Source organism: Kocuria sp. UBA5001 (assembly GCF_002398425.1).
Taxonomy (GTDB): domain Bacteria; phylum Actinomycetota; class Actinomycetes; order Actinomycetales; family Micrococcaceae; genus Kocuria; species Kocuria salsicia.
Genome location: NZ_DGYR01000001.1, coordinates 48,273 through 73,737 on the forward strand (window position 1 = coordinate 48,273; position 25,465 = coordinate 73,737).

General features: G+C 69.9%; 24 protein-coding genes, 1 tRNA gene and 1 riboswitch. Of the genes, 2 read left to right on the forward strand and 23 right to left on the reverse strand.

Annotation, left to right across the window (positions count from 1 at the left end; genetic code table 11):
* From infB to rimP, 4 genes are all read right to left on the reverse strand, one after another.
* A partial coding sequence (gene infB / locus B3G12_RS00245) for a translation initiation factor IF-2 (protein WP_290498519.1) occupies window positions 1-2,325 on the reverse strand: 2,325 nt, incomplete at its 3' end.
* Between the two features lie 125 nt (window positions 2,326-2,450).
* Window positions 2,451-2,783 carry a YlxR family protein gene (locus tag B3G12_RS00250; protein WP_290498521.1) on the reverse strand — a complete coding sequence of 111 codons (333 nt, stop codon included), beginning with the start codon at window positions 2,781-2,783 and terminating at the stop codon, window positions 2,451-2,453.
* Window positions 2,784-2,915: 132 nt separating this feature from the next.
* On the reverse strand, window positions 2,916-3,887 hold the full coding sequence (gene nusA, locus B3G12_RS00255; RefSeq protein ID WP_144942271.1) for a transcription termination factor NusA: 972 nt from the start codon (window positions 3,885-3,887) through the stop codon (window positions 2,916-2,918).
* A 144-nt stretch (window positions 3,888-4,031) separates the two neighbouring features.
* A complete protein-coding gene (rimP, locus tag B3G12_RS00260; RefSeq protein ID WP_144942272.1) occupies window positions 4,032-4,523 on the reverse strand; it encodes a ribosome maturation factor RimP in 492 nt (163 codons plus the stop codon).
* Window positions 4,524-4,625: 102 nt separating this feature from the next.
* Between rimP and B3G12_RS00265 the strand changes: the two genes are divergently transcribed.
* Window positions 4,626-5,708: a hypothetical protein gene (locus B3G12_RS00265; RefSeq protein WP_290498525.1), complete on the forward strand. Its 1,083-nt coding sequence runs from the start codon at window positions 4,626-4,628 to the stop codon at window positions 5,706-5,708.
* A 52-nt stretch (window positions 5,709-5,760) separates the two neighbouring features.
* Here the strand turns inward: B3G12_RS00265 and B3G12_RS00270 are convergent, their stop codons facing one another.
* From B3G12_RS00270 to rpsB, 17 genes are all read right to left on the reverse strand, one after another.
* Entirely contained in the window at window positions 5,761-6,567 is an 807-nt protein-coding gene (locus tag B3G12_RS00270; RefSeq protein ID WP_290498745.1) for a sulfite exporter TauE/SafE family protein, read from the reverse strand.
* 23 nt (window positions 6,568-6,590) lie between these two features.
* Window positions 6,591-8,411 (reverse strand): proline--tRNA ligase, encoded by a 1,821-nt coding sequence (locus tag B3G12_RS00275; protein WP_290498527.1) that lies wholly within the window; start codon window positions 8,409-8,411, stop codon window positions 6,591-6,593.
* 172 nt (window positions 8,412-8,583) lie between these two features.
* Window positions 8,584-9,441: a DUF4081 domain-containing GNAT family N-acetyltransferase gene (locus B3G12_RS00280; protein ID WP_145010438.1), complete on the reverse strand. Its 858-nt coding sequence runs from the start codon at window positions 9,439-9,441 to the stop codon at window positions 8,584-8,586.
* A complete protein-coding gene (gene ispG / locus B3G12_RS00285; protein ID WP_055083969.1) occupies window positions 9,438-10,604 on the reverse strand; it encodes a flavodoxin-dependent (E)-4-hydroxy-3-methylbut-2-enyl-diphosphate synthase in 1,167 nt (388 codons plus the stop codon). Before ispG ends, B3G12_RS00280 begins: the two co-directional genes overlap by 4 nt.
* Before the next feature lie 177 nt (window positions 10,605-10,781).
* Entirely contained in the window at window positions 10,782-11,438 is a 657-nt protein-coding gene (locus tag B3G12_RS00290; protein WP_094394726.1) for a methionine ABC transporter permease, read from the reverse strand.
* On the reverse strand, window positions 11,438-12,493 hold the full coding sequence (locus B3G12_RS00295; protein WP_094393641.1) for a methionine ABC transporter ATP-binding protein: 1,056 nt from the start codon (window positions 12,491-12,493) through the stop codon (window positions 11,438-11,440). The genes B3G12_RS00290 and B3G12_RS00295 overlap by 1 nt, the downstream gene beginning before the upstream one ends.
* Window positions 12,490-13,374, reverse strand: a complete 885-nt coding sequence (locus B3G12_RS00300; protein WP_290498534.1) for a MetQ/NlpA family ABC transporter substrate-binding protein — start codon at window positions 13,372-13,374, stop codon at window positions 12,490-12,492. Before B3G12_RS00300 ends, B3G12_RS00295 begins: the two co-directional genes overlap by 4 nt.
* A 94-nt stretch (window positions 13,375-13,468) precedes the next feature.
* Window positions 13,469-13,583, reverse strand: a riboswitch (SAM riboswitch).
* 51 nt (window positions 13,584-13,634) lie between these two features.
* The gene (gene dxr / locus B3G12_RS00305; protein ID WP_414672719.1) at window positions 13,635-14,894 is read right to left on the reverse strand and encodes a 1-deoxy-D-xylulose-5-phosphate reductoisomerase; all 1,260 of its coding nucleotides are present in this window, start codon (window positions 14,892-14,894) and stop codon (window positions 13,635-13,637) included.
* A gap of 173 nt (window positions 14,895-15,067) precedes the next feature.
* Window positions 15,068-15,331: a GlsB/YeaQ/YmgE family stress response membrane protein gene (locus tag B3G12_RS00310; protein WP_055083977.1), complete on the reverse strand. Its 264-nt coding sequence runs from the start codon at window positions 15,329-15,331 to the stop codon at window positions 15,068-15,070.
* 175 nt (window positions 15,332-15,506) lie between these two features.
* Entirely contained in the window at window positions 15,507-17,147 is a 1,641-nt protein-coding gene (locus tag B3G12_RS00315) for a solute symporter family protein (RefSeq protein WP_145010444.1), read from the reverse strand.
* A complete protein-coding gene (locus tag B3G12_RS00320; protein WP_145010447.1) occupies window positions 17,144-17,533 on the reverse strand; it encodes a DUF485 domain-containing protein in 390 nt (129 codons plus the stop codon). Before B3G12_RS00320 ends, B3G12_RS00315 begins: the two co-directional genes overlap by 4 nt.
* Window positions 17,534-17,696: 163 nt before the next feature.
* The gene (locus tag B3G12_RS00325) at window positions 17,697-18,323 is read right to left on the reverse strand and encodes a hypothetical protein (RefSeq protein WP_145010450.1); all 627 of its coding nucleotides are present in this window, start codon (window positions 18,321-18,323) and stop codon (window positions 17,697-17,699) included.
* A gap of 61 nt (window positions 18,324-18,384) precedes the next feature.
* Window positions 18,385-19,383 carry a phosphatidate cytidylyltransferase gene (locus tag B3G12_RS00330; RefSeq protein WP_290498538.1) on the reverse strand — a complete coding sequence of 333 codons (999 nt, stop codon included), beginning with the start codon at window positions 19,381-19,383 and terminating at the stop codon, window positions 18,385-18,387.
* The gene (gene frr, locus B3G12_RS00335; protein WP_144942281.1) at window positions 19,383-19,940 is read right to left on the reverse strand and encodes a ribosome recycling factor; all 558 of its coding nucleotides are present in this window, start codon (window positions 19,938-19,940) and stop codon (window positions 19,383-19,385) included. Before frr ends, B3G12_RS00330 begins: the two co-directional genes overlap by 1 nt.
* 185 nt (window positions 19,941-20,125) lie before the next feature.
* Window positions 20,126-20,857 (reverse strand): UMP kinase, encoded by a 732-nt coding sequence (pyrH, locus tag B3G12_RS00340; RefSeq protein ID WP_144942448.1) that lies wholly within the window; start codon window positions 20,855-20,857, stop codon window positions 20,126-20,128.
* Window positions 20,858-21,159: 302 nt separating this feature from the next.
* Complete coding sequence (gene tsf / locus B3G12_RS00345) at window positions 21,160-21,990, reverse strand: translation elongation factor Ts (protein WP_055083987.1); 831 nt, start codon at window positions 21,988-21,990, stop codon at window positions 21,160-21,162.
* Window positions 21,991-22,105: 115 nt separating this feature from the next.
* Window positions 22,106-22,975, reverse strand: a complete 870-nt coding sequence (gene rpsB, locus B3G12_RS00350; protein WP_094393638.1) for a 30S ribosomal protein S2 — start codon at window positions 22,973-22,975, stop codon at window positions 22,106-22,108.
* A 410-nt stretch (window positions 22,976-23,385) separates the two neighbouring features.
* Here rpsB and B3G12_RS00355 point away from each other — a divergent pair, with 410 nt between their 5' ends.
* Window positions 23,386-23,913, forward strand: coding sequence for a murein hydrolase activator EnvC family protein (locus tag B3G12_RS00355; RefSeq protein ID WP_238694052.1), 528 nt, complete (start codon window positions 23,386-23,388; stop codon window positions 23,911-23,913).
* Window positions 23,914-24,089: 176 nt separating this feature from the next.
* Here the strand turns inward: B3G12_RS00355 and B3G12_RS00360 are convergent.
* Together B3G12_RS00360 and B3G12_RS00365 are read right to left on the reverse strand one after the other, a co-directional pair.
* Window positions 24,090-24,163 (reverse strand) — tRNA-Ile (locus tag B3G12_RS00360).
* Window positions 24,164-24,290: 127 nt separating this feature from the next.
* Complete coding sequence (locus B3G12_RS00365; RefSeq protein WP_055083991.1) at window positions 24,291-25,445, reverse strand: glycosyltransferase; 1,155 nt, start codon at window positions 25,443-25,445, stop codon at window positions 24,291-24,293.
* Between the last annotated feature and the right edge of the window lie 20 nt (window positions 25,446-25,465).

Genomic DNA, 25,465 nt, shown 5'->3' on the forward strand with positions numbered 1-25,465 from the left:
GCCCTTGATGATGAGGTTGAGGGTGTCGATCTTGCCCTCCGCCACGGCCTCGTCGAAGGACTCGAGGGTGATGCGCTTGCGGCGCTTCGCCAGTGCGGCGTTGCGGTCCGCGGCCTCACGCTTTTCGGCGATCTGACGGGCGGTGCGCTCCTCCTGCGTGGACAGGAAGGTGTCACCGGCTCGCGGCACGGTGGACAGACCCAGGACCTGCACCGGGCTGGACGGCAGCGCCGCCTCGACCGTGTTTCCCGTGTCGTCGAACATCGCACGAACGCGGCCGTAGGCCGCACCGGCGACGATCGAGTCGCCCACCTTCAGCGTGCCGGACTGGACCAGCACCGTGCAGACCGCGCCGCGGCCCTTGTCCAGGTTGGCCTCGATGGCCACACCGCGGGCGTTCTTGTTCGGGTTGGCCTGCAGCTCCAGGGCACCGTCCGCGGTAAGCACGATCGCGTCCAGGAGTTCCTCGATGTTGAGGCTCTCGCGGGCGGAGACGTCCACGAACATGGTGTCTCCGCCGTACTCCTCGGGCACGAGACCGTACTCGGTGAGCTGGCCGCGGATCTTCTCCGGGTTGGCGTCAGGCTTGTCCACCTTGTTGACCGCGACGACGATCGGCACGTTCGCCGCCTGGGCATGGTTCAGCGCCTCCACGGTCTGCGGCATGACGCCGTCGTCCGCGGCGACCACCAGCACGGCGATGTCCGTGACCTGGGCACCACGGGCACGCATGGCGGTGAACGCCTCGTGACCCGGGGTGTCGATGAACGTGATGAGCCGTTGCTGGCCCTCCACCTCCGTGGCGATCTGGTACGCACCGATGTGCTGGGTGATGCCGCCGGCCTCGCCCTCGATCACCTTGGTGTTGCGGATCGCGTCCAGCAGACGGGTCTTGCCGTGGTCCACGTGGCCCATGACCGTGACGACCGGGGGCCGCGGCGCGAGGACGTCCTCGCCCTCCGCCTCCAGCTCGGCGTCGAGGTCGATGTCGAAGGACTCGAGCAGCTCGCGCTCCTCGTCCTCCGGCGAGACCACCTGGATCTGGTAGCCGAGCTCGGCACCCAGCAGCTGGAACGTCTCCTCGTCGAGGGACTGCGTCTGCGTGGCCATCTCACCCAGGTGGATGAGCACGGTCACCAGCGACGCCGGGTTCGCGTTGATCTTCTCCGCGAAGTCCATGAGGGACGCGCCGCGGCGCAGGCGCACCACGGTGCTGCCGTCGCCGTGGGGAACCGACACACCGCCGACGGCGGGTGCCGACATCTGCTCGAGCTCCTGGCGCTTCGCCCGCTTCGATTTGCGGTGCTTGCCACGGGCTCCACCGCGGCCGAATGCACCCTGCGTGCCACCACGACCACCACGACCGCGGAAACCGCCGCCGGGACCACCCGTGCCGCCGGGTCCGCCCCCACCGCGGCGCGGACCCGAGCCGGGAGCCGGACGGCTACCGATCGGGGCGACACCGGTCGTGTGGCCGGGCATCATGTTCGGCGAGGGGCGGGGGCCACCGGGGCGAGGACCGCCCTGGCCCTGACCCTGGCGAGGCGCACCCGTGCGGGGAGCGCCGGGACGCGGGCCACCCTGACCCGCCTGAGCGGGACGGGGCCCACCCGGGCGGGGACCACCGGGGCGGGGACCGCCCTGGCCGGAGCCGCTCGAGCGCATGCCCTGCTGGGGTGCGAACGGGTTGTTGCCGGGGCGCGGGGCACCGGGCTTGGCCGAGCGCTGCTGACCGGGACGGGAAGCCCCGCCACGCTGGCCGCCCTCGCCGCTGCGGCCCATGCCCTGCTGCGATGCGTACGGGTTGTTGCCCGGACGCGGCGCGGACTGGCCCGGCTTGGCGCCACCCGGCTTGGGTGCGTCAGAGCGGGGTGCGGGTGCGGCGCTCGAACGCGGCGTTGCGGACGCCGAGGAGTCGGTGGGCTCCTGGGAACCGGAGGTCTGCGCGGGTGCTGCCTGCTCGGAGGCGGGTGCCGCTTTCGCCGCAGGGTTCGGGGAGCCCGGAGCGGACGGCGCGGGCTTCGCCGCGCCGGACTCCGGCTTGGAGTGGGTCCGGCCGCCGGGCTTGGGGCCGGACGCCGCCGGCTTGCGGGCACCCTGCGAAGGTGCCGCCTGCGCGGAGTTGCCACGACCTGCGGCGGGCTTGGACTGGTTCGCGCTCTCCCCGCCAGCGGGGAAGGCGGAACGCAGCTTCTTGGCGACGGGCGGCTCTACCGTGGAGGAGGCGCCGCGAACGAATTCGCCGAGTTCTTGAAGTTTGGAAATTGCTTCCTTGGACGTGATTCCGAGCTCTTTCGCGAGCTCGTGGACACGGGGCTTGGCCACTGTTCTCCTGTCTCAGCTCGCACCGAAACAGGTACGAACCGTTTATCTTCCGTTGACGCAACCACCGGACACGGGCATGGTGCTCACGCGTCCCGCGTGGCGGCGGGGTGAGTACGTATGAGTACTCATCGGCCGGCACTCATCGGTTTTCCATGGTCTTCTGACTCGCTTTCCTTGTGTTCGTCCTCCTGCGCCGGCAGGAGGACGCGGAACTGCTCCGCGAGGTCGTCCGTCGAGACGGCCGCCCGGAACGAACGGTTCAGCGCCCGCCTCCGGATCGCCTGCTCGACGCACTGCCGGGTGGCGTGCACCCAGGCTCCTCGACCTCCCAGTCGGCGGTGGGGGTCCGCCACGGCCCGGGGGCCGTGAGGGGTTTCCTCCATCGTCACGCGGACGAGTTGATCAGGTGGTGCGACGATTCGGCATCCCACGCAGGTGCGCAGACTCGCAGTGCTCATCCACGCTCCTCATGATCCACAACCCGCTCCCCCGAGCACGCGGACGTGCAGGATCACGAGAGATGGTCTACCTGATCAGGCCACAGTCTAGCGCGCCGCCGGGGAATCGCCCGAATCACCGCGCCGCGAGGCTCACTGGGCCTTGGACTCCGCGACGATATCGATCCCCCAACCGGTCAGGCGTGCGGCGAGACGGGCGTTCTGCCCCTCCTTGCCGATCGCCAGCGAGAGCTGCGAGTCCGGGACGACGGCGCGCGCCGAGCGCCCCGCCTCGTCCAGGACCTCCACACGGCTCACGCGGGAGGGGGACAGGGCGTTCGCGATGAACGTGGCGGGGTCCTGCGAGTAGTCGATGATGTCGATCTTCTCCTCCCCGAGCTCGTTCATCACCGCGCGCACACGGGAGCCCATGTCACCGATGCAGGCGCCCTTGGCGTTGGCTCCTGGGCGGGTGGCGACTACCGCCATCTTGGTGCGGTGACCGGCCTCGCGAGCCAGGGTCACGATCTCCACGGAGCCGTCCGCGATCTCCGGGACCTCCATCTCGAAGAGTCGGCGCACGAGGTCCGGGTGCGACCGGGACAGGGTGATAGACGGGCCCTTGAAGCCGCGCTTCGCCTCAACCACGAAGGCGCGGATGCGGTCGCCGTGCTTGTAGGTCTCCCCGGGGACCTGCTCGTGCGGCGGCAGCAGCGCCTCGACGGTGCCCAGGTTCACCTGCACCATTTTGGGGTTGTTGCCCTGCTGGATCTGGCCGGAGACGAGCTCGCCCTCGCGGCCCTTGAAGTGGCCCAGCACGTTGTCGTCCTCGACGTCCCGCAGCTTCTGCAGGATGACCTGCCGGGCCGTAGCCGCGGCGATGCGTCCGAAGCCGGCCGGGGTGTCGTCGAACTCACCGATCCGGTGGTCCTCGTCGTCCAGCTCCGGCGCCCAGATGGTCACGTGCCCGGAGCGGCGCTCCACCTCTGCCCGAGCGCCGTTGATGGCACCGGGGGAACGCATGTAGGCGAGCAGCAGCGCCTGCTCTATGGTGGGGATCAGCACGTCCACCGGGATGTCGCGTTCGCGCTCCAGCAGCCGCAGTGTGCTCATGTCGATGTCCATGTGTCCCGCCTTCCCTCGCACCGCGCCGGGTTCCGTTCCGGGTGGGGCCGGGAACCAAACAGCGCGCCGCACGTGTCGTGCGGTGCGCTGCGGCGTGGTGTTCGTCGTGTTCTGTTGCGGTAATCGTACATCCCCGCGGGGACGTCAGATCTCGACCTCCACCTTCGCCGAGCGCACCTCGTCGTAGGCCACGTCCTCCGGGTCCAGGTACTTCACGGGCATCCCCTTCTTGGGCTGGTGCCAGCGCTGCAGCACGGCGTGGTCCTCGTGCGCCTCGAGCAGCCGGGCCGTGTAGCGCTCGCCCTCGAGCGGGCGGACCCGCACCAGCCGGCCCACGTTGCGGCGCCAGTGCCGCGGGGTCTCGAGCGAGCGCGTGGCACCGGGGGTGGAGACCTCGAGCTCATAGGGCGGGCCGGGCACCGGGTCCTCACGGTCCAGAGCGTCGGAGATCTCGCGCGCGACGGCCGCCACGCCGTCGAGGTCCAGGGATTCCGTGCCCTCGGTCACGTCAACGAGCACTCGCAGCGTGCGCGTGCCGCCCTCCCCCGTGAGCTCGCACTCCTCGAGGAAGAGCCCCGCGGCCTCGACCACCGGGGCCACGGTCTTGCGGATGGTGGCATTCTCGTGCGACGTCATGGGTTCTCGTCTCCTGTGGTTCGTGTCGTCCGCCGCACGGGCGGCCTCTGCCGGGCGGCGCTTCTCCCTATCATGGAGCAGACCCGTCCCCCGGAGGAATTCGTGAGTTCTCACCCGTCCACGCCCCGCGAGCGGAGCTGGCGCACCGCGGCCGCGGTTCTCGCCGTCGTCCTGCTGCTCGTGGTGGCCGCCGGTCTCTGGGCGCACTGGCGGCCGCTGTCGGACGACGACGCCGCCCGGCTCGCAGCCCGAGCCACCGCCGAGTCCGTGCGCGCCCAGCTGCACCCGGGGTCCTCCGCGTCCTCCGCGCAGGCGGGCAGTGCGAAGCCCTCGGACAGCACCGCACCCGCGGACGATTCCCCCCGTCCGGACACGGCCCTGCTCGCGGACGGCTCCCTGCTTCCGGACGCGGTCCTCGACCGTCAGCTCGACGAGCTCGGACCCCCGGCCACGCCGTCGCAGACCCGGCGCATGGCGGAGCGCGGCGAGCACGCCCCCGCGGTGGAGAGTCTCTCGGACGCCGCGGGACGGCTCGCCGAGGCCGCGGACGATGTGCACGACGGCGACCTCGCGGCGTCGCTCTCGGCCGTCGCGGCATCGTGGTGGGCCGCGGACGCCTCCTCCTCAACCGGCGGGTCGGAGACCAGCGAGGCGACGGACGGTGGAGCCACGACCGGCGAGGGTGCGGCCGGTGGAGCTTCGGATGGTGAGGGTGCGGCCGGAGAGGCCGCGGGCAGCGGCTCACCCTCGGCTTCGGCGACACCCGCTGGGCCGGAGGGCTGCGAGCCCGAGCAGCTCGCGGCCGAGACCGCCGTGGACCGCGCGCAGTTCGTTGCCGAGGCCGCCCAGGCGCGGATCTCCACCGGGGACGCCGCGCGGGCAGATGTGGACGCCACCGTCGCACGGCTCCACCACGCGCTCGAGGACGGGCGTGCCGCGGGCCTGCTCGGCTGCGATCCCGGCCCGGTGGCGGCGCGGTACGACCTCCCCGAGGGGTTCACCACGGATCCCGCCGGTGCCACGGGCGCGGCAGAGCGGAAGGCCAGCGAGGCGGTCGTGCGGGCCGTGGCCACCAGCACCGCCGGGCAGCGCTCCTGGTGGCTGGACGTCCTGCAGGACACCGCGCACGGCGCCCAGCGGCTGGACCCGCAGAAGCCCGTCGCCGCGCTGCCCGGTCGAGGCTGACCCGGGCGGGCCCGGCAGGAGATCGCTGCCGTCCGCCGGGCGGTAACCCGGCTCAGCGGCCGGTGAGCACGTCCCAGCCGAGCTTCACGATCAGCACCGAGACCACAGCGAAGAACACCACGCGGATGAACGAGTTGCCCCGGGCCACCGCCGTGCGCGCGCCGATGTATCCGCCGGCCATGTTGCTCAGTCCCAGCACCAGGCCCAGTCCCCACAGGATCGAGCCGTGCGCGCCAAAGACCACGAGTGCACCGAGGTTCGTGGCCAGGTTCGCGATCTTCGCCTTGGCACTGGCCTCCAGGAAGCTGTAGCCGAGCAGCGAGACGAGTCCGATGATGAGGAAGGACCCGGTGCCCGGTCCCATGACGCCGTCGTAGAAGCCGATCACGGCACCGAGCAGGACTGCCAGACCGTAGTGCCGGGCGCCGGCGTGCCGCAGCTCGGTGAGCCGGCCCATCGACGGCTTCGCCACGGTGAAGGCCAGGACCGCGACGAGCGCCAGCACGATGATCGGCTTGAACACCCCCGCGGGCAGCGCCGCCGCCACGGCCGCGCCCGCCCCCGCGGCCACGAAGGCCGCCGCCGCCATGGGCAGGGCCGTGCGCAGGTCCGGACGGACGCGGCGGTTGAACGTCACCGCCGAGGTGGCCGTTCCGAAGACCGACCCCATCTTGTTCGTGGCCAGTGCCTGCACCGGGGTGAGCCCAGGGATCATCAGCGTCACAGGCAGCTGCAGGAGTCCACCGCCACCCACCACGGCGTCGATGAACCCCGCGGCGAGGCCGGTGAGCACGAGCAGCAGCAGGAGACCGGGGGTCGCGGTGTCCAGTCCCGAGCCCTCGAGGAAGGAGAGATCCACCACCCCGCCCGTTCCGAGCGGACTCAGCGACCGACGCCCGGGGCGTCGCCCCGGACCTCGGCAGTGATCTCTCCGACCACGTCGTCGCGTGCGATGTCGCGGCTGGTGCCGGTGCCGCGGTCCTTGAGCTCCAGCATACCGTCCTGCAGACCGCGACCCACCACGAGCACGGTGGGCACGCCCAGCAGCTCTGCATCCCGGAACTTCACGCCCGGGGAGACCTTGGGACGGTCGTCGAACACGACCGTGATCCCGGCGGACTCCAGCTCCGCAACGATTTCCTCTGCGGCCTCCAGGATCTCCGCGCCCTTGCCCGTGGCCACCACGTGGACGTCGGCGGGGCTGATGTTGCGGGGCCACACCAGGCCCTTGTCGTCGTGGTAGTGCTCCGCGATGGCCGCGAGCGCGCGGGTCACGCCGATGCCGTACGAGCCCATGGTCACGGTCACGAGCTTGCCGTTGCTGTCGAGGACCTTCAGCCCCAGGGACTCCGCGTACTTGCGGCCGAGCTGGAAGACGTGGCCCATCTCGATACCGCGCGCGATCTCCAGCGGTCCGGAGCCGTCCGGGGCGGCGTCGCCCTCGCGCACCGCGCAGGCTTCCAGCGTGCCGTCCCACGTGAAGTCGCGCTCCGCCACGAGCCCGTACACGTGGCTCTCCGCCAGGTTCGCGCCCGTGATCCAGGAGGTTCCGGGAACCACGCGGGGGTCCACGAAGAACGGGATGCCGGTGGCGGACTTCTCGCCCAGCAGGGGCTCGTCCGTGCTCAGCCCCGGACCGATGTAGCCCTTCACGAGCTGGGGGACGGCCCGCAGCTGCTCCTCGCTCGCGGCGGCCACCTCGAGCTCACCGCCCTGTCCCAGGGCGGTGCCGATGCCGGCCTCCACGCGCTTGAGGTCGATCTCCCGGTCCCCGGGGACGCCCACGGCCACGAGCTGCTTCGTGCCGTCCGGCAGCGTCACCGACAGCACCACGTTCTTCAGGGTGTCCGCGGCGGTCCAGGGCTCGCCCTCGCGGGGGTGCAGCTCGTTGGAGCGCTCCACGAGCGTGTCGATCGTGGGGCTCGACGGCGTGCGGTGCACCTGCGCGGCCGGGGCCTGCGAGTAGTCGAGCGGCTCCGGTGCCACGGTGGTCACGGCCTCGACGTTCGCCGCGAAGCCGCCCGCGGTGCGCACGAACGTGTCCTCCCCCACCAGTGAGGGGTGCATGAACTCCTCGGAGCGGGAGCCGCCCATGGCACCGGAGGTCGCGGCGACCGCCACCACCGGCAGACCCAGCCGCTCGAAGATCCGCACGTACGCGGCGCGGTGCTTGGCGTAGGACTCGTCCAGCCCGGCGTCGTCGACGTCGAAGGAGTAGGAGTCCTTCATGATGAACTCGCGCCCGCGCAGCAGCCCGGCGCGGGGGCGGGCCTCGTCCCGGTACTTCGTCTGGATCTGGTAGAGGGACACGGGCAGGTCCTTGTAGGACGAGTACATGTCCTTGACCAGCAGGGTGAACATCTCCTCGTGCGTGGGCGCGAGCAGGTAGTCCGCGCCCTTGCGGTCCTGCAGCCGGAAGAGGTTCTCGCCGTACTCGGTCCACCGGTTGGTGGTCTCGTAGGGCTCACGCGGCAGCAGCGCCGGGAAGTGCACCTCCTGCGCGCCGATCGCGTTCATCTCCTCGCGCACGATTCCCTCCACACGGCGCAGCACCGCGAGTCCGAGGGGCAGCCACGTGTAGATCCCGGGCGCCGCGCGGCGGATGTAGCCCGCACGCACGAGCAGCTTGTGGCTGTCGACGTCCGCGTCCACGGGGTCTTCGCGCAGGGTGCGCAGGAAAAGGGAGCTCAGGCGAAGCGGCACGAAAAGGTCCTAACCGCCCGGGGAACGGGCCGATCTGGGCAATGGATGTCTCCTGGGAGTCTATCGCTGTGCCCCGGGGATGCTCACGGCGGCACGGCGTCGCATGCGGCACGACGCCGCTCGCAGCACGGCACCGCTCGCCGGGCGGCGCCACTGGCAGCAGGACCGTCCCTCACAGCAGGACGGTTGCGAACTCCCCGGTCTGCTCGAAGCCCACGTGGCGGTAGGTGGCCAGGGCCGGGGCGTTGAAGGAGTTCACGTAGAGGCTCACCACCGGGGTGCGGACACGGGCGAGGGCCACGGTGGCCGCCATGCACGGCACGGCCAGACCGCGGCCGCGGTACCGGGGGTGGATCCACACGCCCTGGATCTGGCAGACGCGCCCGTGCCGGGAGCCGACGTCCGCCTTGAACACCACGGTGCCGTCCTCGTCGCACAGCACCGCGGTGCGACCCTCCGCGAGCAGCGAGCGCACGCGTCGTCGGTAGCCCTCGGCCCCGCTGGTCAGCGGCGAGTAGCCCACCTCCTCGGTGAACATCGCCACGGCGGCGGGAAGCACCCGGTCGAACTCCTCGGGTCCCGCCCAGCACACGCGCGAGGCCGTGCCACCGAGCAGAGCCGGGGCGGGGTCCCGCTCCATCACGAGCAGGGGCTGGTGGGCGCGGACGTCGAACGGTGCGGGCCAGTTCTCCCGCACCCGGTCCCACAGCCCCAGCACGGGCTCGGCCGGGCCGAAGACGGAGGCGAAGCGGGGCCCGCCGCGCAGCAGGAGGTCCGCGACGAGGTCCGTTCCCCGCTCGTCGAGGGCGATCGGGACGACGTTCGTGCCCACCCAGCACGCCCCCTCGAGCCGGCCGTCCGGGCCCCGCACGCCGTAGACGGGCGGCGTCGCACTGCCGCCGTCACGGATGCGCTCCACGTGGGCGGCCACGAACACCGAGGACACGGCGTGCTCGTCGAGCAGCCGGTCCAGCTCCCCCCGGCCCACGGCGGCGGGCGGGAGCAGCCTCGGGTCGCGGCGTCGGATCACCCGGCGGTCACGACCGGGGCACCCTCGACGGGCTGGCCGTTCTCGTCCACGCCCATCTCCTCGGCCATCTCGTTGGCCTGGGCGAGCAAGGTCTCCACGATCTGGTCCTCGGGAACGGTCTTGATGACCTCGCCGCGGACGAAGATCTGGCCCTTGCCGTTGCCGGAGGCCACGCCGAGGTCCGCCTCACGGGCCTCCCCCGGTCCGTTGACGACGCAGCCCATCACGGCCACGCGCAGCGGCACCGTGAGGTGGGCGAGACCCTCGTTGACCTCTTCGGCGAGCTTGTAGACGTCCACCTGGGCGCGCCCGCACGAGGGGCAGGAGACGATCTCCAGCTTGCGGGGGCGCAGCCCCAGGGACTGCAGGATCTGGTTGCCCACCTTGACCTCCTCCACCGGCGGCGCGGAGAGGGAGACGCGGATGGTGTCACCGATGCCCTGGGAGAGCAGGATGCCGAACGCGGTGGCGGACTTCACCGTTCCCTGCAGCGCCGGCCCGGCCTCGGTCACGCCGAGGTGCAGGGGCCAGTCCCCCCGCTCGGCCAGCAGCTGGTAGGCGCGGACCATGGTCACGGGGTCGTTGTGCTTCACGGAGATCTTGAAGTCGTGGAAGTCGTGCTGCTCGAACAGCGAGGCCTCCCACACGGCGGACTCCATGAGCGCCTCCGGGGTGGCCTTGCCGTACTTCTGCAGCAGCCGCTTGTCCAGGGAACCGGCGTTGACGCCGATGCGGATGGAGACCCCCGCCGCCTCCGCGGCGCGGGAGATGCCCTCGATCTGGTCGTCGAACTTGCGGATGTTGCCCGGGTTCACGCGAACTCCCGCGCACCCGGCGTCGATGGCCGCGTAGACGTACTTCGGCTGGAAGTGGATGTCCGCGATCACCGGGATCGGGGACTTCATGGCGATGATCGGCAGGGCGTCCGCGTCGTCCTGGGACGGGCACGCCACGCGCACGATGTCGCAGCCCGCGGCGTTGAGCTCCGCGATCTGCTGCAGCGTGGCGTTGATGTTCGTCGTGGGAGTGGTGGTCATCGACTGGACGCTGATGGGGCTCTGCGAGCCGACACCCACCGAGCCCACGCGGATCTGGCGGGTCGGGCGCCTGGGTGAGAGGACCGGCTGGGGTGCCGCCGGCATGCCGAGGTTGACCGAGGTCACGAATTTCCTCCAGGGAATTTGGCGTGCGGGGCCCGCGACACGCGCCCCGTGGGAAAGACTTCCCCCATTGTGCCCCACTCGTCCGACACGCGGCAGCCGCGCGTGACCCGCCGAACACCACGACGCCCCGGCAGCGCACAGGCTGCCGGGGCGGCGTCGGGAACTCGCGGGGGCGCCTCAGCGGCGCATGATCCTGCGCGCGAGCCAGTTGCCGAAGAACTGCACCAGCTGGACCAGGATGATGATCACGATCACCGCGGCCCACGTCACCTGGTCGTTGAAGCGCTGGTAGCCCAGGCGCAGGGCGAAGTCACCCAGGCCGCCGGCGCCGATCGCGCCCGCCATCGCGGACATGTCCGTGATGCCGATGACCAGGAACGTGTAGCCCAGGACCAGCGGGCCCAGTGCCTCGGGCAGGATCACCGTGGTGATGATCTTCCAGCGCGAGACGCCCATGGAGCGGGCCGCCTCGATCACGCCGGGATCCACCGTCATGAGGTTCTGCTCCACGATCCGCGCCACCGCGAAGGTGGCCCCGATGGTCATGGCGAAGATCGCGGCGTTGGGGCCCAGCCGGGTCCCCACCACGCTCTCCGTGAGCTTGCCGAGGGCGGCCAGCAGGATGATGAACGGGATCGGGCGCACGAAGTTCACCAGGAGGTTCAGGACGGTGAAGACCGCCCCGTTCTCCATGATGCTTCCTCGCCGGGTCACGTAGAGCCCCATGCCCACGGCCAGGCCGATGAACCCGGCCAGCACGAGGGTCACGGTGACCATGTAGAGCGTGAGCCCCGTGGCGCTCAGCAGCTGCGGTGCCAGTGTGGACCACTCCATCACTCAGCCACCTCCTCAACCTTGGTGACCGCCCGGAGGGCATCGACGGTCCGTTCGACGGCGTCCGGCGGGCCCGTGAGGGACAGCGTGAGCGTCCCGAAGGACCTGGACTGCAGGATGGAGATCCCTCCGAAGGCGATGTTGAAGCGCACGTCCGTGCGTGCTGCGTCCGAGAGCACCTCGCCGATCCGGTTCTGGTCGCGCACATCCACCATGACCAGCCGTCCCGGGTGCTCGCGGCGCAGCTTCTCGACCTCCGCGGCGTTGGGCACCGTGTGCATCACGGAGCCCACGAACTTGCGGGTGGTCTCGGCCTGCGGGTGCGCGAAGACGTCTGCGGTGGTCCCCACCTCGACCACGCGACCGCTGTCCATCACGGCCACGCGGTCTGCGATGGCACGCACCACGTCCATCTCGTGGGTGATGAGCACCACGGTGATCCCCAGTTCGCGGTTCACCCGGCGCAGCAGCGCGAGAACCTCCTGCGTGGTCTCGGGGTCCAGCGCGGAGGTGGACTCGTCCGCGAGCAGCAGCTCGGGGTTGGACGCGAGCGCCCGGGCAATGCCCACGCGCTGCTTCTGCCCGCCCGAGAGCTGCTCCGGGTAGTTGCGGGCCCGCTCGGTGAGCCCCACGAACTCGAGCAGCTCCGTGACACGTGCCCGGCGCTCCTCGGGCTTCCACCCCGCCCGGCGCAGCGGGTACTCGATGTTCCCGGCCACGGTGCGCGAGGTGAACAGGTTGAACTGCTGGAAGATCATCCCGATGTTGTGGCGCACGGAGGCGAGCTGGGTCTCCGACCGGCCGCTGACCTGCTGGCCACCGACCTCCAGGGTGCCGGACGTGGTGGTCTCCAAACCGTTGATCAGCCGCACCAGGGTGGACTTTCCCGCGCCCGAGTAGCCGATCACGGCGAAGATCTCCCCGCGCTTGACGTCCAGGGTCACACCGTCCACGGCGGTGACCTCACGGGGGCGTCGCTTGGGCCCGGTGGTGAAGACCTTGCTGACGTCGCGGAAGCTGACCAGGGTGTCCCCGGCGGCGGGGGCTGCACTCACTTGGTCTGGTCCTTCAGGTCCTGGGAGTAGCGCGTGAGGAGGTCCTTGAGCTCCTGCTGGTCCACCTTGGTGGGGACCGCGGTGCCCTTGGTCTCCTTCTTCTCGGCCTCCTGGACCTTGTCGTCGTAGTAGAACCCGGCGACCTTCTTCAGGGTCTCGTCGTCCGCGTTGGCCTCGGTGGACGCGAAGATGTTGTCGTACACCTTGGCGCTGTCCGCCGTGGGGTCGTCCTGGGCCAGCGCGGACTTGGGCTCGAGATTGGCACGGTCGAGGAAGTCGTTGTTCACCACGGAGGCGGCCACGGAGTCCATCGAGAGCACGGTCTGCTCCGCAGAGACCGGGCGCACCTTGATCTTGGACTTGTCCGTATCCACGTCCTGCTCGGTGGGGGCGATCGTGTCCTTCGTGAAGCTCACCAGACCCTGCTGCTTGAGCAGGTTCAGCGAGCGGGAGAGGTTGATCGAGTCGTTGGGAACCGCGATCTCGTCCCCCTGCTTGAAGTCGTCAACGGACTTCAGCGTCTTGGAGTACAGCCCCAGCGGGAAGATGGAGGTGGAGCCCACCGGGGTGATGGTGTCCCCGGAGTTGTTGTTGTAGTCCGCGAGGTACGCGATGTGCTGGAACCAGTTCATGTCGATGTCGCCGCTCTTCAGCGCGGGGTTCGGCTGGCTGTAGTCGCTGAAGTCCACGAACTCCACGGTGACGTCGTTCTCGGCGGCCACTTCCTTGAGGGCGTCCTGCACCGGCGTGGCCCCCACGATGCCGATGGTGATCTTGCCGTCCGCGGCCGGGTCCGTGTTGTCGGACCCGCCACCGCACGCGGTCAGGGTGAGGCCCAGGGTGGTGGCCAGAACGAGGGGAATCAGACGCTTGGTTCGCATGATCGTGCCTTTCCAGGGTCGGGAGTGGTTGCGCCGCGCAAACGGTCCCGCACTGGACGGAGGGTGCAGATCAGGCATGTGCCATTTCAGAGAAAAACCGCACTTGCCGTGATCGCATCGAATCGCGGCCGGATGGTCATCTGGGGCACCCCGCTACGGGAGAGGGTTGCCGTCCGGCCAGCCAGAGCTACGCGCCGGATCTCGTCATCCGCACAGAATCGTAGCACGCGACGTGTGACGAACCGTGACGCCCCGGGACCTCAACGGCGCCCCGCAATGCGCTCGTCCGCGACACGGCGGGCCCACTGCTCGGCGGCCAGGACGTCCTCGAGACCCGGCTGCGCGACGACGTCGTGCTCCCCCAGCACCCACTCGACCACGTCCACGATCTCCGTGAAACCCAGCTGCGAGCGGTGGAAGGCGTGGACGGCCTGCTCGTTGGCCGCGTTGAACACCGCCGGTGCCGTGCCGCCGGTGGTTCCCGCGCTCTTCATGAGCTCCACGGCGGGGAACGCCACCGGGTCCAGCGGCTCGAAGGTCCACTCGGCCGCCCGCGTCCAGTCGCACGCGGCGGCCGCGCCCGGCACACGGTGGGGCCAGCCGAGGCCGAGCGCGATGGGAAGGCGCATGTCCGGCGGCGAGACCTGCGCGAGGGTGGAGCCGTCCACGAACTGGACCATGGAGTGCACCACGGACTGCGGGTGGACGGTGACGTCGATCCGCTCCAGCGGCACGTCAAAGAGCAGGCTCGCCTCCAGCACCTCCAGGGCCTTGTTCACCATGGTCGCGGAGTTGGTGGTCACCATCACGCCCATGTCCCACGTGGGGTGGCGCAGCGCCTGCTCGGGGGTCACCTCCGCCAGCTGCGCGCGCGTCATCCCGCGGAACGGACCGCCGGAGGCCGTCAGCACCAGGCGGTCCACCTCCGCGGCCGTGCCGGAGCGCAGCGCCTGGGCGATCGCGGAGTGTTCCGAGTCCACCGGGATCAGGGCGTCCTCGAGTCCTGTGGCCGCGGCTGCGCGTTTCACGAGCGGGCCGCCGGCGATCAGCGACTCCTTGTTGGCCAGCGCCACCCGCCGACCCGCCCCGAGGGCGGCGAGCGTGGGAGCGAGTCCGATGCTGCCGGTGATCCCGTTGAGCACGAGGTCCGCGCCCTCCCACGCCGCGATCCGCTCCGCGGCGTCCGAGCCGTGCAGGATCTCGGGCACGGGCGACGACGACGCGCGGGCGGCGGCCGTGAGCGCCTCGCGCAGGCGGGCGGCGTCGTCCGCGGAACCGCTCGTACCCACGGCCCGCACCCGGAAGGCGACGGCCTGGCGGGCCAGCAGATCCAGGTTGGACCTGCCTGCAGCGAGGGCGACGACTTCGAACGGCGAGTGACCTACACCCTCCCCCGGCCTGCGCAGCCCGGCGGCCTCCGCGACGACGTCCAGGGCCTGCGTGCCGATGGAGCCCGTGGACCCCAGGATCACCAGGCGGCGGGGGGCATCCCTGGTGGCGGCGTCGAGGTCGGGGGTCATGGCGCGGGTCTCAGTCATGCCCCCAGTATCCCGCGTGCTCGGCCCCTGGCACGCACGCGGACCCGCCCGGGTGCGGACACGGCCTGGGGCACGGATACGGACCCGGGTACGGAACAAGGGCGCCACCCGGAGGTGACGCCCTTGTTCGCTGGGTCAGTGCGACCGCTGTGGACTCAGCGGCGACGGCCGGCCACGAAGCCGTAGATCAGCAGCACGATGATCGCGCCGATCACGGACGTGATGATGGTGCCGAAGCTGATTTCGTCGATACCGGCGTGCAGACCGGGAATGATGGACCCGATCCAGCCACCGAGGAACGCGCCCACGATGCCGAGGATGATGGTGACGATGATCCCGCCACCCTGCTTGCCCGGAAGGATCAGCTTGGCGAGAGCGCCCGCGATCAGACCGAGGATGATCCAGCTGAAAATGCCCATGTCTCCACCTCTAGTTACGTTTGTCACACAGGCGGGTGTCCGCTGTGATCGTGTTCAGGGAACCACCATCATTCTACTACTTGTTTCCGGCGTAAGGACACAGGTCACAGGGTGGTGTAGCACACGCTCCCGCCCTGCGGACGACAGCCGCGGAACCTGGAGGCAGCGCCCCCGGTCAGTGGTTGACGGCCTTCTCCGCGCCCACGCCGGTGAGGGAGCGAACCTCCATCTCCGCCTGCTTCACCGGATCCTCCCTGCGGCGCTCCGTGATCGAGCCGATGAACCCGAGCAGGAAGGACGCCGGGATGGAGATGATGCCCGGGTTGGACAGCGGGTAGATGGCGAAATCAGCGTCCGGGAGCATCGAGGTCTCCGAGCCGGACATCACCGGCGAGAAGACGATCAGCACCACGGAGAGGATCAGACCTCCGTACATGGACAGCACCGCCCCGCGGGTGGTGAAGCGCTTCCAGTACAGGGAGTAGAGGATCGTCGGCAGGTTCGCGGAGGCCGCAACGGCGAAGGCGAGGGCCACGAGGAACGCCACGTTCTGCCCCTGGGCGCCGATGCCGCCGAGGATCGATATCACGCCGATGATCACCACGGTGGTCTTGGCCACGCGCAGCTCCTGCCGGGGGTCCGAGTTCCCCTTCTTGATCACGGAGGTGTAGATGTCGTGCGCGAACGACGCCGACGCCGTGATGGCCAGGCCCGCGACCACGGCCAGGATGGTGGCGAACGCCACCGCCGCGATGAGACCCATGAGCACGGAACCGCCCAGTTCGTAGGCGAGCAGCGGGGCTGCCGAGTTCACACCACCCGGTGCCGACTTGATCCGGTCCGAACCGATCAGCGCAGCCGCACCGAAGCCGAGCACCAGGGTGAAGAGGTAGAACAGGCCGATCAGCGAGATCGCCCAGACCACGGACTTGCGGGCTTCCTTGGCGGTGGGCACCGTGTAGAAGCGCATCAGCACGTGCGGCAGACCCGCGGCTCCGAGCACCAGGGCGAGGCCCAGGGAGATGAAGTCGAGCTTGGAGATCTCGCTCACGCCGTACTTCAGCCCGGGCTCGAGCATCGCCGGGTTGTTGTTGGTCTCCACCGCCGCCCCGAGGATCGAGGAAAAGTTGAAGCCGAACATGGCCAGGATCCACACGGTCATCACGGCCACGCCGGTCACGAGCAGGCACGCCTTGATGATCTGCACCCACGTGGTGCCCTTCATGCCGCCCACGAGCACGTAGACGATCATGATGACGCCCACGATCACGATCACGAGCGACTGCCCGGCCTTGGAGCCGATGCCCAGCAGCAGGGAGACGAGCGCGCCCGCTCCAGCCATCTGGGCCAGCAGGTAGAAGAACGTCACGGCCAGCGTGGAGATGGAGGCCGCCACGCGCACCGGGCGCTGGCGCAGCCGGAACGAGAGCACGTCCGCCATGGTGAACTTGCCGGTGTTGCGCAGGGGCTCGGCGATCAGCAGCAGCGCCACGAGCCACGCGACGAAGAAGCCGATCGAGTAGAGGAAGCCGTCGTAGCCCTGCAGGGCGATCGCTCCCACGATGCCCAGGAACGAGGCGGCGGAGAGGTAGTCGCCCGCGATGGCCAGCCCGTTCTGCGTTCCCGAGAACGAGCGGCCCCCGGCGTAGTAGTCAGCCGCCGTGGCGGTGGACTTCGAGGCCCGGATCACCACCACGAGCGTCACGACCACGAACGAGACGAAGATGGAGATGTTGATCGCCGGGTTGCCCACGGTGGAGGTGGGTGTGTCCGCGAGCTGGACGATCGGCAGGGAAACTGCGGGGACGGCGATCATGGCCGGGCCTCCTGGGTGGTCTCAGCCCGGTGGGACTGCTGGGATTCGAGGTGCTCGCGCAGGGCGGTGGCCTGCGGGTCGAGCGTGCGGTTCGCGAAGCGCACGTAGGCGGCGGTGATGCCGAACGTGGTGACGAACTGCAGCAGGCCCAGGACGAGTCCGAGGTTGATGTTCCCGGCCACTCGCGTGGACATGAAGCCCGGGGCGTAGATGGCCAGCACCACGTAGAGCAGGTACCAGACCAGGAACGCCACCGCGAGGGGGAAGACGAACGAACGGTGGGTGGAGCGCAGCCGCTGGAACTCTGTCGAGCGCTGCGCTGCGGGGAAGTCGATGCCGGTCGTGGCGACGGAGCCGTTCGGATCGACAGGGGGCGTGGACGCCATTGTGTGCCTCCTTGTGTGATGAGGAACACAGTACGGTCTGTGTATCCAAAGACACAGTGGCGCCGGTCAATGATGCAAAAAATCCGCGATATGACGCGGATTAGTTAGGGGACCTCACTAAATCACCAACATCTGTGTATACACAGATGCCGGGGGCGTCCGGTCACGCGCGGGTGCGCAGGGCCAGCACGAACTCCACCGCGCGGTCCAGGAACGCGTCCACCTGCTGCTCCTCGTAGCAGCGCTGCCCCTGCGCGGAGCGGAAGACCGCCTCCCGCAGCATCCGGGGGTCCACCTCCGGCGCGCTGCGCAGCTGCTCCACGAGCCGGTCGCACAGCACGTCCACGTCCGCCACGGCGTAGCCGGGCGTGCGGTGCGTGGCGGGGCGCCGGAAGCGCTGCGTCCGGGGCCGGTTCAGCCGGCCGAGCAGCAGCTCCCCCAGCAGCTCCACGTGCTCGTCCCAGCGGGCCACCCCGTGCTCCGCCACGAAGGCGCGCTGCTCCTCGGCGAAGATCGCGTCCTCGAGCTCGTCCAGGTGGGGATCCACCACGGCGGGATCGTAGCCGCCGCGGACCCTGTCGAAGACGCGCTCCCGGATCTGTCGGCTGCCCACGTGCCGCACGCCGTCGGCGTCGGGCACCCCGTCCCCGGCGGTCTCCCGGTACTCCCGGGACCCGTCCTCTGCGGCCCGCAGGGCGCGCACACGGGCCAGGAAGTCGTCCACCTGCGCGGGGTCGTACCCCCAGGCGTGGTCCGCCACCCGCTCGAAGCGGGGCTGCTGCGTGGTCATGTGGGGCCCTTTCCGTCCGTGCGCGGGCGGGTGGCGGCCGTCGCCGCCGTCCGCCCACGGCTCATCCCAGGACGCTGAACAGTTCGAAGATGACGTAGCCGGTGATCACGGCGAAGAGGATGGAGTCGATCCGGTCCATCACGCCGCCGTGCCCGGGCAGCAGCGTTCCCATGTCCTTGATGCCGATCTCGCGCTTGACCATGGACTCGGAGAAGTCCCCCACGGTGGCCACGGCCACGACCGCCACGGCCAGCACGGCGCCCTGCCACCAGGGAATTCCGAGCAGTAGCACCGCGCACAGCACGCCCACCACCACGGCACCGCCGAGCGATCCCGCGAAGCCCTCCCAGGACTTCTTGGGGGAGATCTTGGGGGCCATGGGGTGCTTGCCCCACACCACGCCCACGGCGTAGCCGAAGGTGTCGGAGCTGACGGCCAGCAGGATCACCGTGAGCACCTTCTGGGGCCCGTCCGGCGAGTGGTACAGCAGCACCGCGGTGCTGAGCAGGAAGGACGCCCACACGAGGGCGAAGATGGAGCCCATCATGGACAGCATCATGCCGTCGCGGGAGCCGAAGGCGCGCCACACCACCACCAGGGTCACGGAGAGCACGAGGGCCATGGACAGCCACTGGGCGCCCCCGAAGAACGCGGCGAGCGGCATGGCCACGGCGGCCAGCACGGCCGGGACCTTGGGGATCTGCACCCCCTTGTAGGTCAGCGACCGTGCGATCTCCCACACACCGATGCCGGCGGCGGCGCCAGCGAGCAGCGCGAGCACGAGGGGCACGAAGAACAGCCCCGTGACGAGCGCCCCGATGAGCACCACCGCCACCGCGATGGCGGCCGGGAGGTTGCGCCCGGCACGGGAGGGCGCCCTGTGCTCGGTGCTGCGCTGGAACGGGCGCGTGAGAACCTGTCGCAGCAGCCCCGTGGACACGAGCGGCTCGCGCTGGGAGGAGTGGGCGTCCGAGCCCCCGCCGGACGGGGACGCGGCACGGTTCGCGGCGTCACCCTGGTCAGGGGGTGGCGGGGAGAGCGGAGAGTCGGCTGAGGGCATCAGGCGCCGAGGAGTTCGGCTTCCTTGTTCTTGAGCAGCTCGTCGATCTGGTCGATGTGCTTCTTGGTGACGGCGTCGAGGTCCTTCTCCCCCCGCTTGCCGTCGTCCTCGCCGACCTCGCCGTCCTTGACGAGCTTCTCGATGGCCTCCTTGGCGTGACGGCGGATGTTGCGCACGGACACGCGGCCCTCCTCCGCCTTGGTGGAGACGATCTTCACGTACTCCTTGCGGCGCTCCTCGGTGAGCTCGGGCATGACCACGCGGATCACGTTGCCGTCATTGGCGGGGTTCGCGCCGATGTCCGAGTCCCGCAGGGCCTTCTCGATGTCGTTGAGCGCCGAGCGGTCGTACGGGGTGATGAGCAGGGTGCGCGCCTCGGGGGTCTGGAAGGAGGCGAGCTGCTGCAGCGGGGTGGGCGTGCCGTAGTAGGACACGAGCAGGCCGGAGAACAGCGCCGGGTTGGCGCGGCCGGTGCGCACGCTGGAGAAGTCGGTCTTGGCGGCGTCCACCGCCTTGTCCATCTTGGTGGTGGCATCCGAGAGGACGTCTGAAATCACGGCTGGTTCTCCTTTGGCATGGCCGGCCCGCGGGAGCGCGACCGGTGGCGTCGGTTCGTTGTCTCCACTCTAACGGGCTGGACCCCCGCGCCGCTCGCGGCACCGTCCGGGGAACCACCGTTGGCGGCGACGTCGACGGCACGGCGGCCAGCGACGTCACCGCACAATGTCGCGGCGTCAGCGGGTCACGGGGTGACCAGCGTGCCGATCTCCTCGCCCAGCACCGCGCGGGTCACGTTCCCCGCCCCCTCCATGCCGAAGACCCGCATGGTGACGTTGTTGTCACGGCACAGCGCGAACGCGGTCTGGTCCATCACGCGGATGTCTCGGGCAAGGGCTTCGTTGTAGGTCAGGCTCGCCAGGCGCTCGGCGGCGGGGTCCTTGCGAGGATCGGCGGTGTACACGCCGTCCACACCGTTCTTGGCCATCAGGACCTCCGTGGCGTGCACCTCCAGTGCGCGCTGTGCGGCCACGGTGTCCGTGGAGAAGTAGGGCAGCCCGGCGCCGGCACCGAAGATGACCACGCGGTCCTTCTCCATGTGCCGGATGGCGCGGCGCGGGATGTAGGTCTCGGCAACCTGCTCCATCTTGATCGCGGACTGCACACGGGTGTCCACGCCGCACTGCTCCAGGAAGTCCTGCAGGGCGAGGCAGTTCATCACGGTGCCGAGCATGCCCATGTAGTCCGCGCGGGAACGGTCCATCCCGGCCTGCGAGAGCTCGGCGCCGCGGAAGAAGTTGCCGCCGCCCACCACGATCGAGGTCTCCACGCGGCCCACCGTCGCGGCGATCTGCTCCGCGATCTGGCGCACCACGGTGGTGTCCACACCCACGCTGCCGCCGCCGAAGACCTCACCCGAGAGCTTCAGCAGCACGCGACGACGTGCCGGCGCTCCCGGACGCACCTCCCGGCTCATGCGGATGGCCTCGTCCTGGGGCTCGGATTCGTTGGTGGTGGGCATGGAACCTCCCGGGGCCGGTGTGTCGTCAGGGTGCTTCCCCGGGCACCACCCCCGTGTGTCGTGACGGGGTGCCCGTGAGAGCGGCCGGCGCGTGGCAGACCGCCCACCAGCATACAGAAACGGCGGGGCCCCACCGGTCTCCCGGCAGGGCCCCGCCGTCGCGGGGTGCGGTGCGCGGACGGTCTCCCGTTCACGACGCCGCTACGTCCGCCGCGCACGTCACCTCGGTGGTGCACGCGGCGGACGCGGTGGTGAGATCAGGCTCCCACGCGGAACCGCGCGAACGCGGTGGCGGTGGCGCCGGCCTCGGAGAGCACCTGGCCCACGGACTTCTTGGAGTCCTTCGCGAAGTCCTGGTCCACGAGCACGACGTCCTTGTAGTAGCCCTTCAGGCGACCCTGGACGATGTTCGGGATGATCTTGTCCGGCTTGCCCTCGTTGCGGGCGGTCTCCTCGGCCACGCGCTTCTCGTTCTCGACCGTCTCGGCGGGAACGTCCTCCTCCGAGAGGAAGGTCGGGGACATCGCGGCGATGTGCACGGCGACGTCGTGCGCGGCGGCCTCGGCGTCGGCACCGGACACGGCCAGCAGGACACCCACCTGGGCGGGGAGGTCCTTGGAGGTCTTGTGCAGGTACACGGCCACGTGGTCGCCGGCCACGCGGGCCACACGACGCACGACGACCTTCTCGCCCAGCAGCGCACCGGTCTCGGTGACGAGCTCGGAGACGGTCTTGCCGTCCACCTCGGTGGCCAGCAGGGACTCGAGGTCCGCGGCGTCAGCGGCCACGGCGGCGTCGAGCACCTTGTTGCCGAACTCCACGAACGGCGCGGACTTGGCCACGAAGTCGGTCTCGGAGTTGACCTCGACCATGTAGCCCACGTTGTTCTCCGCGCGGGCGACGATGATGCCCTCGGCGGTGGAACGGCCCTCGCGCTTGGTGACGCCCTTGAGGCCCTTCACGCGGATGATCTCCAGGGCCTTCTGGGTGTCGCCGTCGGCCTCGTCCAGGGCCTTCTTGACGTCCAGCATGCCGGCGCCGGTGCGCTCGCGCAGGGCCTTGATGTCAGCAGCGGTGTAGTTCGCCATGTGAACTCCTCTGTTGTCGGTTGTGTCCGCACCGGGCGTCCTCGGACGCCCGGTGCGGTTCCGGTCACCACTGTGGGTCACCGGGAAGAATGGGAGGTGAACACCTCCCGCGGCCTCACTCGGCGGCGGGGGCGTCCTTCTGCTCAGCGGTCTCAGCGGTCTCGGCCGGCTGCTCGGCGGCGGGAGCGGACTCCTCGGCCGGGGCGGCCTGCTCGGACTTCTGCTCCTCGTGCTGCTCGAGCAGCTCGCGCTCCCACTCGGCCATGGGCTCCTCGGCGGCGTTGGACTTGCCGTTGTGGCGCTCCATGAGGCCCTCGGCCACGGCGTCCGCGACCACGCGGGTCAGCAGGGAGACGGAGCGGATGGAGTCGTCGTTGCCCGGGATGGGGAACGCGACCTCGTCCGGATCACAGTTGGTGTCGAGGATCGCGACGATCGGCACACCGAGCTTCTGGGCCTCGTCGACCGCGAGGTGCTCCTTCTTGGTGTCCACGATCCAGATCAGGGACGGGGTCTTGGTGAGGTTGCGGATGCCGCCGAGCGTGCGCTCCAGCTTCTCCTTCTCGCGGCGCAGCAGCAGCAGTTCCTTCTTGGTGTACTGCGAGCCGGCGACGTCGTCGAAGTCGACCTCTTCCAGTTCCTTCATGCGGTCGATCCGCTTGGAGACCGTCTGGAAGTTGGTGAGCATGCCACCGAGCCAGCGGTGGTTCACGTAGGGCATGCCCACGCGGGTCGCCTGCTCGGCGATCGCTTCCTGCGCCTGCTTCTTGGTGCCGACGAAGAGGATGGTGCCGCCGTGGGCGACGGTCGACTTGACGGCCTCGTAGGCCTTGTCGATGAAGCCCAGCGACTGCTGCAGGTCGATGATGTAGATGCCGTTGCGCTCGGTGAAGATGAAGCGCTTCATCTTCGGGTTCCAGCGACGGGTCTGGTGGCCGAAGTGGACGCCGTTGTCGAGCATCTGGCGCATGGTTACGACGGGCATGTCGTCTCCTGTGAGTATCTGACGGCCCGGGGGCCGTCATGGGTTGACGGTTCTCGACCGGCGGTGCCGGTCCCTGGCGCGATGCGGCGGGCCACTCCTTCTCAGAAGGTGCTCGCACGTGCCCCGTACCGAGTTCCCGTGGAACGGGGGGTCTCGGACCGAGGGGCACGCACCCGCACGAAGCGTGTTCGTGGTGGGTTCCCTCGCGCGCGAAGTCAGCTGCCCGCCGTTGTTCCCACCCGCGAGCGGGCATGAGGAACCGATGGCAGGGCAACTGCACCGTCCAGTCTAGCGCATCGCGCGGTGTGCCCGCTCCACATCCCGCGGTACGTCGCCGCACGACGACGCCGCGGCGCCAGCCTGGCGGCATGACTCCCTCAGATCCTCCTGTCCCTTCCTCCGGAGCGCCCGTGCCGCAGCCTCGCGCACCGGGGCTGCCGGGTGCCACGGCGCTGGCGCTGCTGCTGCTCCTGGTTCTCGTGCACCCCGGGGCGCTCTCCCCCGCCGCGGCGGCACCTGCGGGCTGGGCGTGGCCCGTGTCCCCGCGTCCCGCCGTGGAACGGCACTTCGAAGCCCCGGCGAAGAAGTGGTTGCCGGGCCACCGCGGTGTGGATCTGCACGCTCCACCGGGCACGGAGGTGCACGCCCCGCAGGCGGGGACGGTGAGCTTCACGGGTGTGGTGGTGGACCGGGAGGTGCTCACGATCGACCACGGGGACGGCCACAAGTCCTCATTCGAGCCCGTCCTGGCCACGGTGGGCGGTGGCGACCGGGTGACCAGGGGTCAGGTGATCGGGAAGGTGGCGGAGCCCGGTCACGGTCCCGGAGGTACGGCCGTCCACTGGGGCGTGCGAGAGGACCGGGAGTACGTCAATCCGTTGCAGTTCGTCGTCGATCTGCGACCCTCGGTCCTGCTGCCCGTGCCGCAGCGGCAGTGAGCGGGAGGAATAGGTCCGGCCAGTTCGAGCCGGAGGGGTGGGGACGGGTCCTGCGGGAAATGGATCCTGCGGGAAGCGGCTGGCATCTTCGCCAACCGGGCGGAGACGCCGCTCGGACGGGGTCAAAGAAATCGCCCTCCCGCCGGGCGAGATACCTGGCGGGAGGGCGGTGCGCGTAGGGCGGGTGGGGCTTGAACCCACGACCCAAGGATTATGAGTCCTCTGCTCTGACCAGCTGAGCTACCGCCCCTCGTGACGACCCGAAGGCCGCCGCACCACGGTACCCCACCGTGACCTCCGGTGGTGCGCCACGGGGCCGGGCTCGGGTGCGGTGCCCGTGCGGCGTCGTCGTCCCCGGTGCAACGGACCGTGGCTGCTCAGCGGGAGGCACCGCTGTAGAGGGACTCGAATCGGTCCAGCGTGCGGGTGAAGGAGTGCTGGGACACCATGTGGTGGCTGTGCTCCCCCATGGCCCGCCGCTGCTCCTGCGTGGCGTCGAGCACCAGCTGCAGCTTGCGCGCCAGGTCTCCGGAGTCGCCCGGCGAGAACAGGTAGCCGTTGCGGCCCTCGTCAGCCAGGTGCGGCAGCGCACGGGCGTTGGCGAGCACCACGGGCTTCGAGGCGCTCATGGCCTCGAGCGTCACGAGGGACTGCAGCTCCGCGGTGCCCGGCTGGCAGAAGACGTCCGCACGCAGATACGCACGGCGCAGCTCCTCGTCCGTGAGGAACCCCAGGAAGTGCACTCGATCCGCAATCCCCTTCTCGTGCGCGAGGGCAATGAGCCCGTCCCGCTGCTCCCCCTCCCCCACGATCTCCGCGTGCACGTTCTTCTCCCGCGGGATCAGGGCGATGGCCTCGATCAGCTCGTTGACGTTCTTCTCCACCGCGAGCCGCCCGCAGAACAGCACCACGGGATGGTCCTGGTGTCCGACGTCCTCCCCCTCACGGGCCTCGTAGTGCCCTGCCTCGATCCCGTTGGAGACAGCCACCGCACGGTCCGCCACGCCGTTGTCCACCATGGTCCGCACGGCGAGCGGAGTGGGCGCGGTGATGACGTCGCACCGGTCGTAGATCTTCGCGAGGTCCCACCAGGAGACCTTGCGGTACCCCTTGATGAACCACTCGGGGAACGGCAGGAACGGTTCGATGTTCTCGGGGATGAAGTGGTTGGTGCCGATCAGCCGGATCCCGCGGCGGGACGCCTCCCTGGCGACCAGCCGCCCCAGGATGTAGTGGCACTGGATGTGGACCACGTCCGGCTGCAGCTCGTCGAACAGGCGGGTGATCTCGCGGGCCACCTCCCAGGGGAAGCACAGCCGGAAGTACGGGTGGGTGAACGCGTGGTGGGAGCGGATGCGGTGCTCCGTCACGCCGCTGTCGTCCATGGTCCGGGACGCCCCGCTGGTGGGCATGGGTGCCATCACGTGGACCTCGTGACCGCGATCAAGCATGCCGTGCGCCAGACGGCGGGCGAACTGGGCGGAACCGTTGACGTCGGGCGGATAGGTCTCTGCGGTGATCAGAATCTTCAATGCCTTGTGTTCCGTACGTG

Coding starts and splice junctions, on each gene's coding strand:
- B3G12_RS00320 (WP_145010447.1), bottom strand. CDS start 17,533: ATGGCGTCCACGCCCCCTGTCGATCCGAACGGCTCCGTCGCCACGACC.
- B3G12_RS00325 (WP_145010450.1), bottom strand. CDS start 18,323: ATGACCACGCAGCAGCCCCGCTTCGAGCGGGTGGCGGACCACGCCTGG.
- B3G12_RS00330 (WP_290498538.1), bottom strand. CDS start 19,383: ATGCCCTCAGCCGACTCTCCGCTCTCCCCGCCACCCCCTGACCAGGGT.
- B3G12_RS00310 (WP_055083977.1), bottom strand. CDS start 15,331: ATGGGCATTTTCAGCTGGATCATCCTCGGTCTGATCGCGGGCGCTCTC.
- B3G12_RS00290 (WP_094394726.1), bottom strand. CDS start 11,438: ATGGAGTGGTCCACACTGGCACCGCAGCTGCTGAGCGCCACGGGGCTC.
- nusA (WP_144942271.1), bottom strand. CDS start 3,887: ATGGACATCGACATGAGCACACTGCGGCTGCTGGAGCGCGAACGCGAC.
- rpsB (WP_094393638.1), bottom strand. CDS start 22,975: ATGCCCGTCGTAACCATGCGCCAGATGCTCGACAACGGCGTCCACTTC.
- pyrH (WP_144942448.1), bottom strand. CDS start 20,857: ATGAGCCGGGAGGTGCGTCCGGGAGCGCCGGCACGTCGTCGCGTGCTG.
- B3G12_RS00300 (WP_290498534.1), bottom strand. CDS start 13,374: ATGCGAACCAAGCGTCTGATTCCCCTCGTTCTGGCCACCACCCTGGGC.
- B3G12_RS00315 (WP_145010444.1), bottom strand. CDS start 17,147: ATGATCGCCGTCCCCGCAGTTTCCCTGCCGATCGTCCAGCTCGCGGAC.
- tsf (WP_055083987.1), bottom strand. CDS start 21,990: ATGGCGAACTACACCGCTGCTGACATCAAGGCCCTGCGCGAGCGCACC.
- dxr (WP_414672719.1), bottom strand. CDS start 14,894: ATGACCCCCGACCTCGACGCCGCCACCAGGGATGCCCCCCGCCGCCTG.
- B3G12_RS00250 (WP_290498521.1), bottom strand. CDS start 2,783: ATGAGCACTGCGAGTCTGCGCACCTGCGTGGGATGCCGAATCGTCGCA.
- rimP (WP_144942272.1), bottom strand. CDS start 4,523: ATGACGTCGCACGAGAATGCCACCATCCGCAAGACCGTGGCCCCGGTG.